Origin of the sequence: Niveispirillum sp. (assembly GCF_017996735.1) — a bacterium.
GTDB lineage: Bacteria > Pseudomonadota > Alphaproteobacteria > Azospirillales > Azospirillaceae > Niveispirillum.
This window is the reverse complement of sequence record NZ_JAGOGJ010000142.1, coordinates 1-8914: the sequence shown is the minus strand read 5'-3', so window position 1 is coordinate 8914 and position 8914 is coordinate 1. Positions and strand designations below refer to the sequence as shown.

Below are 8914 nucleotides of genomic sequence, written 5' to 3'. Positions count from 1 at the left end.
GCAGCGCCGCGCGGGTGGCGGGCAGGCCGGTGGAGGCATGGTTGACCTGTGCGGACAGGGTGCTGATGGCGCCGGCATTGGCGCTGTCGCCATCGGCCCTGGCCGTCTGTTCCACCAGCAGCGCCGCACGGGTGGCGGGCAGGCCGGTGGAGGCATGGTTGACCTGTGCGGACAGGGTGCTGATGGCGCCGGCATTGGCGCTGTCGCCATCGGCCCTGGCCGTCTGTTCCACCAGCAGCGCCGCGCGGGTGGCGGGCAGGCCGGTGGTGGCATGGTTGACCTGTGCGGACAGGGTGGTGATGCTGCTGGCATTGGCGCTGTCGCCATCGGCCCTTACCGTTTGCTCTATGGTGATGGACGCCTCCGCCGCACCCATCCTGGTGGTCAGGGTCGTGATGCTACTGGCGAGCGCCCCATCCGCGCTGATCCGTGCCTCCTGTTCGGTCTGGATTGCAGCAACCGCGCCATCCGCCACGGCCGACACGGTGGATATGGTCGAGGCGAGGGCACCATCGGCACTCTCCCGGATGCTGGCCTCGTTGCTGATCGCCGTGCCCCGGGCCAGGGCCTCGGCAGCCAGATCATCGGCACGGGCCTGTGCCTCTGCCGCCAGATCATCCGCACGGGCCTGGGCTTCGGCCAACAAGGCATCCGCCCGTGCCTGCGCCTCCACCACAAGAGCATCCGCCCTGGCCTGGGCCTCTGCCGCCAGTCTGGCCGCCACGCTGCCGGCCAGATCGGGCGGGCCGTCCACCAGGTCGATGCGACTGGACAGCGTGTCCGTCAACTGGTCCGGGCCGATGATCCTGTCGGCCAGGTCGGCCGTCGCTACGGCCAGCGCTGTGACCGCCACCGCCGGTGACAGGGTCAGCGGCTCCGGGCCAAAGGCATCGACCTGGGCGACGCGGACATAGCGGACAGCACCCGCCGGCAGGGGCAGGGTGATATCCGTGTCCGGACCGCTATAGACCAGATGCGCCGGATCAATGGGCACGTCCGGACCATCGCCCATATAGACGCGCACCCCGCGCCAGTCATTATCCGCCGATGGGGTGTAGGCGACGCGCACCCCGAGTGTGACGCCTTCCACCACCAGATCGGCGGGCAGCCCCGGTGCCGGATTGCTGACCGTCAGGATGGCGGTGCCCAGTTCCGCCCCTACCTTGGGCAGGATGGACACGGCAAAACGCAAACGGCGGCGGGGGCCGCCGTCACGGACATTATCGTCATAGGCATAAGTGTAATCGGTGGCGATCTGCGGCGCCTCCGTCCGCAGCAGCACGCCGGTTTCCGCGTCGAACACGCGGACCACATAGCCCCGCCAGTACGGGTTGGCCTGGGCCGTGCCCGCGCCGAACGGCTCGGCACCGAAGGATGCACCCGTATCCGGGAAGGACCCGGCCCAGACGATGCGCACGTCACGGCCCTCAAAGGTCGTGTCCCCGCCTTGTTCAAACAGCTCCAGCCGGACGACGCGGGCACCGATGATGCCGCCGGCAATGGACACCGATGGCACCGCCCCCCATTCTGACCGCACATTTCCGGCCCCGGCGCTGGCCACCTGGATTTCATAGCGTGCCGGCTGGCGAACCGGGGCCAGCACCTGACGGCCCGCCCCCCAAGGCGCATCCACCTGTTGCCACAGCATGGCCCCCTCTTCACGCCACCGGATGATGACCGACAACATCGACGCGCTGTCGAACGGCACCCAGGTGACGGCGATGGCGGGCTGAACGCTGCCGTCGGCCAGCACAGCGGTACTTTCCACCGCAGCCACCCCGGACGGAGGCAGGAAATCGGGGATGCCGTCCACGGTAACGCCTGCGTCCACAAAGGGGGAGCGCCGACCGTCGGCCGACACAGCCTGAAGACGCACCTGCCACGTCCCGATAGCGGCAGGCGAGATGTCATGACCGGTACGGCGCGACGCCGTGACGGACGTCCATATCCCGGATGGGTCACGCAGCTGCAAGGCATAGCTATCCACCCGTGGGTCCGCGGACCGCGACCAGTCGATGGCGATGGCCGGCACTTCCGTGCCGTTCAGCCACACTGACACCTCGCGCACCACCAAACCCTGCACCGCCGGGAGCCGGTCGGTGACGATCACGGGGTCATACGGCGGAATGGCGCCTGTCTCCGCTTCATGAATGCCAACAGCGTAATCGACAAACTCCAGCCGGGCCGTGAGATTGGCACCGGGCATGATCGACTTCACCAGAACGGGGACGGTGACAAGCCCCGCCTCCCCGAATGTAAACAGGTCGCCCGGCGCAACCGCGCCGGGCGCCGGAGACACCAGCGACAGGGCGAATGGCGTGCCGGGCGTGGCCGTAACCGACATGTCCACCACGGCCCACCGATCAGACCGGATACGAACCACATAGGACTTACCAGCCTGCATCGCGCAGGCTTCATCTACCAGGATCTGGCGACGATCTTCTGATACCGCCTTAATGCGTCCAGCAGCCACGCCCACCAGCATCACGTCATGCTGCAGATCGACGCGATCGCCCCTCTGCACAATCAGGTTCTCGAAATCCTGCGACACCTCATAGACGGCGGGCCGCAGGCGCAGCTGCGCAAGGTGATAGCGACCATCCTTCCAGGCCAGGTCAGAATCCGTGATGCCTGGCAAATCCAGCACCTCGAACAGGCGGGCGGTGGAGGCATCGTAGCCATCGTCATAGACGATGCGCTCGCCCGTCTCGAAATCGTTCCCCGCATCGACAAAACGCACGCGCAAGGCATGAGGGATGTCCGCGAATACGCGGGTCATCTTGAAGCCCCAGGAATTACGGGGGCTGATCAGCGCCACGGGCACGGCCTGGACGCGATCACGGATCACCGACAGCAGCGTGTCCCGGATCGCGAACCGACCCCGGCCGCAGGCGCAGATCTGGCGGAGCGTGTCGAATAGGGTCCCGGGGGTATCCAGCACGGCATCATAGGTCCGGCCCGCAAGGGCGTTGGCCCGATGCAGATCGATCCAGGCGGGCCAGTCTAGCCGATCATTGGTGTACGGGCGGGGGTTCGCTGGACCCTGCATGGCCCAGATGGCTAGGGAGGCGGGATTGCGGGTCGGCCGCGCCACCCATGCCTGGGTCGTTTCATCCCAGTCAGGAGCCACACGGGTAGTGATCAGCGTAAAGTCCGTCACGGTGCCGGAAAGCTGACCGGACGCACGGATGCGTAGCGCAACGAATGCGTGCGGTACGCGCGGCGTTACGGCGGCCTCGTTCAACGTCGCGCGGGCGGCAATCCAGACGACACTGTCCGCATACTGGTTATCGCCCGTGTTATCGACCAACCGCATGGCACGCACCTGATAGCGGCCACGCGGAACCGCCACGCGGTAGGAAACGCGGATCTCTCGTTCATCTTCCGTTGTGATCCGATGCTCGTTGGCCAGGGTGCCGCCGGGGAACGGCCGCCAATTGCCCGTCCCGTCAGCCGCCCTCCAGCCCAGGGCGACGCCTGCGGTGTGAGACTTGCGCTTGCCGCTGTCCGACCGACGCCAGATGCCCGCCGGATAGCTGAAATCCACTGACAGTTCGTCGGCATCCTGATCGATGACACGGATGATCCATCCGTCCTGTTCCCGCAGCGCTCCGGACGGCAGGCCGGCACCCGGCGACAGCTCCTCCACCTGGCCGGGCATGATGGTGACCGCTGTGTCGCTGGCGTAGCCTTCGCGGACCTCCACCTCCACATCGTCATAATCCGACAGCGGCGTGTCCCCCAACCGCATGGAGGCTTGGTCGATGGACAGCGGCCCCGGTCCCAGGTCGAACAGGATGCGGACATACTGGTCCTGGCCGACCAGCTCCGTCCACGGCTTGGCGGCATAGGGCGGCGCCCACCGCATGCGGCCCAGCACCACGGGGATCAACCCGTAGGGCCGCCCGTTGTTGGTCGCACCGATGCTGTAGCGCTGTTCGACCTGCCCCAGGCGCGGCTTGGGCACCGGCATCAAGGCGTTCAGCAGCAGCGTGCCGGTTACGGCCAGTGCAGCGGTGGTCGCGGCTACCGCCGCCGTGCTGGCGGCGGCCACGGTGATGGTCACCTGTGTAGCCTGGAGATATAGCGTGTCGGCGAACAGCGCATTGGCCAGCGGCCCGCCCAACTGGTAGGCGGCATACATGATCGCGATTGTCGCAACGACGCGCAGCACGCTTTTGCCGCCGCCGCCGCCGCCCGCCGGCATGACGCGCACGGTCAGCAACTGGCCGGGGCCGGGGCGTACCCGGTGCCAGATCTCACGGGGAATGCGCCAATCGCCGATCCAGACACTGGCGTCATACATGTCGATAGGCAGACCATGGGCGGCCAGTATCTCGGAAATGGTACGGCCATGCGCTACCTCCACCCGGATCGCGTCGGAGCGAAACGGGCTGGCGAGCGCGTGCAGCGTCACCGGCGCCGGCAGGCCGGCGCCGTCGGAGCAGATATCGGTCATGTCAGATCAGATCCGGGTGTCGATAGAGGGCCAGGATATTGCGGGCTTCGGCACCGTGGCGCAGCTGCGCGCCGGCAACGCCGATCCCGGCTTGGCAATGGATCATCCAGTCCGACGCCACGACGACGCCGACATGGCAAGGAAAGGCACCCCGGCGCATCAGGACGATGTCTCCAGGGCGTTCGGCCGGGCTGGGCCAGACCAGTGCGTCGCGCCAATGCTCCCGGCCGAACAGCCGGACGAAGCCGCCGGCCTGTTCATTGGCGACACGCGCCATGCCGGCGAAATCGTCTTCAGCGTCGGGGGAGCGCAGGGACGGAAGGTCAACCGCGAACCGCGTTCGCATGACACCCTCCACTAGCCCCCAACAGTCGAACGCCTCCGGCCCACGCGCACCCCAGCGATAGGGCAGGCCGATGTAATCGCCGCTCCATTCCGGCAGCATCAGAACAGCCCGGCATGGGTGGAGGGCAGGAACTCCATGCTGGGGAACGGCTCCCCCAACAGGCTTTCAAAGGCGAGCGTGCCTTCCACCTCCACCGCGTCCGCCACCGCCGATGTCAGGCGGAAGGACAGCGGCCCGACCTCCACCACGTCCGGGTCTTCCGCCAGCACCACGGTGACGGTGACCGCCGGCGCGCTGGTGATGGTCCGAAGCGTTTCAACCACCTCCCTGCCCACATTGTCGATGCGCAGGCGGACCTGCGGCAGGCTGTCATCCGTGGAGGAGGGCAGATCAATCATGAAAGGCAGGGCCCGGTACGTCCGGACGGGTGGTCCCGCCACCGTCAGGTCGGCGCCGGCATCCGTGACCAGCAGCGGTCCGTCCATCTGATCATGGGTGATTTCCAGAAGGATGACGGGGCAGGCCCCCGTTTCCTGGGCCGCCGCCGCGCGGAGGAAGCGTTCGGAGACGTGACGCGGCATCTTACGGCAACTCCTCCAAGGTGGCAGCGACGGCGTAAACGTCGGTGCCGATCTGTTCGTCGGTGGGCGGGGCGCCCGCCTTGAACCGCCAGCGGGCCACCTGGTCGGTGACCGGGTGGACCATGTCGAAGGACAGCGCCCCGCCAGCCAGATCCTGCATGTAGAAGGTGCGCAGCGTGGCCAGCTGGGCTTCCGACAGCACCCAATTGCATTCGCGCGGCGTGGCGGCGGCCACGAACCGGCGGCGGACCTTGGCCGGTCCCACATCCATGGAACTGGCCAGGGTGAGGTTTGGAAATGGCCCCTTGTTCCCCAGCAAGGGATAGGCGGGCAGGCTGGATGGCCAGGTTGGCAAGGATCACCCCCTTCGTGTCGGCGGGCGGCGGACCCCGAAGTTCGCCCCCATTGTTCCATCCAGGCTGCCATCGCCCATCATGCGGGGCATGGCGTCCCGCATCTTCCCTTCCAGGTACACGTCGATCTCCCGCCCGCCGCCCGCCGTCGAACGCTGGTTGACCTGCGGATTGCTGCCGGCGGGCGCCCCATGGATGTTCACGGTGACGGGACCTGATGCCATAGAAGGCATGGAGATGACAGGGACCTGCGGCACGGCCACCGCCATGCTGGGCAGGCCCTGGCCCCGGTTCAGCGCTTCCAGCGCACCCCTGGCTTGGGCGGCATAGGGTGCCTTGACGACGAATTCTTCACCATGAACGGCGCCAGCGACCTTGTTCCTTTGCCCCCCTGTCCAACCGCCGGAAGCGAAACCCAACACCGGCATGGCCGCTGATCCCGACAGGCTGAACAGGCTGTTCAGCAACGGGTTCACCATGGCCATCTGAATGAAGGCACCAATGATGCGGTCCACGACATTCAGGGCCAGATTGCCAAAGGATGTCAGCGCGCTTTCGCCTTTCAACAGGCTCTTGGCAATCCCGTCGCCCACGCCGCTGAAGGAACTTATCAGGGTCTGTTGCAGGGCGGTGATGCCGGCGGCATAGGCGTCCGTCTTGGCGACCGCCCGCTCCAGATCCTGATCCGCACGGGCCACGGCGGCATTGTACTCGTCCTGGCTCAGGTACCCTTTCTCCAGCAGCGTGTTCAGCCGCGCCACCTCAGCCGCGTAGACTTCCATCGGTGTGCGGATGCTTTCCAGAACGCGCTTGGCTTCCTCGCCCCGCTTCTTCGCTTCCGGCCCCAACAGCCGGTCGCCTTCCGCCAACAGGACGTCAACACGCTTCATGCGCGCCTGGTGATCCGCCTTGGCGCGCGACAGGTCGGTGTTGGCCAAGGCGGCGTCGGCTTGGGCCAGCACCCCCTGCATCATGGCGACGGATGCTTGTGCGCGGGCGGTGGCCGCATCAACCGGGGCCAGGATGCCGCGTGCGGCCAGCGCGTCGATTTCCTTCACCTTCGCTGCATATTCATCCATTGGCCCGCGAAGGCCCTCAAGGATGCGCTTCTGCTGGGACAGCCCTTCATTGTGGCGGGTGACGATGTCCCAATTATCCTGCACCAGGTTCTTCAGGCGTGCCAGGGCCGCACTGTTCTTGTCGCGGGCATCGCGCAATTCATCCTGGCCATCCTTTTCGTCCAGCAATGCCTTCTGCTGTGCAGTTGCCCGGCCTTGATACAGCGCGATCTGGGCATCGGCCCGCGACGCCGCTTCCTGAAGCTCCGTGTATTCCTGTGCCGTCTTGGACAGGGTTACCGCCAGCTTGCGGCTGGCTTCGTCGCCCTTGGACAACAAGACGATGGCTTCCTGTACCCGCCCCATTTCGAACAGGCGCTTGATGCGGTCGGACGTGGTCTGGTTCTGGAATGCCGATCCCAGCGGGTTGAACAAGGATTCCAGCCAGCCCGGCGCTTGTGAGTTGGCCAACTCCTCCACTTGGCCCAGCATCTCTTTCGACAGCTTGCGCATTTCTTCGCGCGCCGATGTCGATAGACCCTGCAACCGAAGCTCCGTCATCGACTTCATCGTTTCCGACAGCTTTTCATAGCTCTCGATCAGGTCTTCGATGCTGGTTTCATTATTATCGAGCGTGCCATTTAGGGCCGCCATGATCTTGTCAAACTCACCAGCCTTGTTGCCTGCCTCCTCCGCTTCATCACCCGCAAAGATCAACTGCGCTCCGACAGCACCGATGGCCAGTGCGGCACCCGCCAAGCTGCCGAAAACGCCAAAGGCGCCCAGAAACTGCGGCGCCTGCTGTGCGAAGGCCACAAGGGCGTTCTGTCCGCTGGCCACCTGCACGAAGAAATCCTGAACCTGAAATCCGGCTTGTTGTGCAATAGGGCCAACTTGGCGAAGCGCGCCACTGCTGTCATTGGCCGCCTGACCAAGACGGGCATTGGCCGCCTGACCAGAGGCGCCCATCTTATTTAGCTCAACCATGGCGGCCCGGACGGAGGCCTCAAGGTCGCTGTGATCCCCGGTGATTTTGACGGCGATGACGGGTGCTGGCGAAGCCATTGTGAACCCCTTCACACGCGAACATGGTTCGCGGTTGATATGTGTACCCCCCCAGATCAGGGCCTTGCCGACGTGGAGGGTGAAGAATGCGGTTATTCGGATGGTGCTTGCTGGCCATGGGCGCGCTGCTGATCATCACCGGATGGTCGCTGGACGCGTCGATCTCCGGCGGTTCATTTGGCCGTGATGTCGTCAACCTGCATCAGCTGTTCGTAAAACTGTCGTTGATCCTGGTTGGCGGTTTCTGTCTGCCGGCGGGCGCCGTTTTTGCTGTTTCGCGGCTTGATGGTGCCATGCCCGGAAAATCCGATGCTGTCCTTTCACCGCTCCCCTCCATTGATCTTGAACAGAAAAGGCGGGAAGCGTTAGCGGGAGAAACGGCACCAGACGCGGCGCAACCAAGGTTGCGCGACATGCCGCTGCTAGAAGAATGCCCAAACCGACATTCGATGCTTCTGCGCAGATTCGAAGATGGGCGGCGGCAAAAGTACTGCCCTACATGCGGTCACGAAGGCACAATCGCACTTAGCCCCTGACCCTCACCCAAACCCAGCCGCTGCCATGCGTTCGCGGAACTCTAAGAAGCGTTCACGCCGATCTTCGGCCTGGGCTTCTTTGTCACCCTGACTGATCCGCCACGCATGCACCGCGTGCCGCCATTCATGGTGGGTGACCAGGTAGAAATCCTTCTCCCGACCCAGCACGCCATGCCAGATGCCTTCCATGCGGCCATAGGGGAAGGCCTTTACCCCGCCGCCCGCTCCCCCGCCGCATCATCCGATGGCGCCTTGCCGCCCGTCACCATATTGACCAGCAGTCTTGAACAGGCATGCGCTGCCGCGACAAATCCCTCATCCAGGATCATCGCGGCGACATCGTCGCCCGGCTGTTTCACCAGACTGGCGGCAATGATCTGCCGTGCCTGTGCCGCCGAAAGGCGCACCACACCCCCCTTGAACACAGCCAGGGACAGGTCAGGGATGGTCATACCCATGGCTTCTTCCACGGCGACCATAGCCCCGAAAGATGGCCGCAGCACGCGGCTGCGGCCA

At 65.3% G+C, this 8914-nt stretch carries 8 protein-coding genes; 1 reads left to right on the top strand and 7 read right to left on the bottom strand.

Going from position 1 to position 8914, the window contains the following annotated elements; genetic code table 11:
* The 5 genes from KBA48_RS27670 to KBA48_RS27650 form a co-directional block, all read right to left on the bottom strand.
* Positions 1–4459: host specificity factor TipJ family phage tail protein (locus tag KBA48_RS27670; protein ID WP_292911925.1), on the bottom strand; the 4459-nt coding region annotated here is incomplete at its 3' end.
* A gap of 1 nt (position 4460) precedes the next feature.
* Positions 4461–4904, bottom strand: coding sequence for an NlpC/P60 family protein (locus KBA48_RS27665; RefSeq protein ID WP_292911924.1), 444 nt, complete (start codon positions 4902–4904; stop codon positions 4461–4463).
* Positions 4904–5386 carry a DUF1833 family protein gene (locus tag KBA48_RS27660; RefSeq protein WP_292911923.1) on the bottom strand — a complete coding sequence of 161 codons (483 nt, stop codon included), beginning with the start codon at positions 5384–5386 and terminating at the stop codon, positions 4904–4906. Before KBA48_RS27660 ends, KBA48_RS27665 begins: the two co-directional genes overlap by 1 nt.
* A 1-nt stretch (position 5387) precedes the next feature.
* Positions 5388–5741 carry a hypothetical protein gene (locus KBA48_RS27655; protein WP_292911922.1) on the bottom strand — a complete coding sequence of 118 codons (354 nt, stop codon included), beginning with the start codon at positions 5739–5741 and terminating at the stop codon, positions 5388–5390.
* A gap of 3 nt (positions 5742–5744) precedes the next feature.
* On the bottom strand, positions 5745–7766 hold the full coding sequence (locus KBA48_RS27650) for a hypothetical protein (protein ID WP_292911921.1): 2022 nt from the start codon (positions 7764–7766) through the stop codon (positions 5745–5747).
* 212 nt (positions 7767–7978) lie between these two features.
* Here KBA48_RS27650 and KBA48_RS27645 point away from each other — a divergent pair, with 212 nt between their 5' ends.
* Positions 7979–8398 (top strand): hypothetical protein, encoded by a 420-nt coding sequence (locus KBA48_RS27645; protein WP_292911920.1) that lies wholly within the window; start codon positions 7979–7981, stop codon positions 8396–8398.
* Between the two features lie 3 nt (positions 8399–8401).
* Here KBA48_RS27645 and KBA48_RS27640 read toward each other — a convergent pair whose 3' ends face one another.
* The gene (locus KBA48_RS27640) at positions 8402–8587 is read right to left on the bottom strand and encodes a hypothetical protein (protein WP_292911919.1); all 186 of its coding nucleotides are present in this window, start codon (positions 8585–8587) and stop codon (positions 8402–8404) included.
* A gap of 20 nt (positions 8588–8607) precedes the next feature.
* The coding region (locus KBA48_RS27635) for a GTA-gp10 family protein (protein ID WP_292911918.1) at positions 8608–8914 on the bottom strand (307 nt) is incomplete at its 5' end.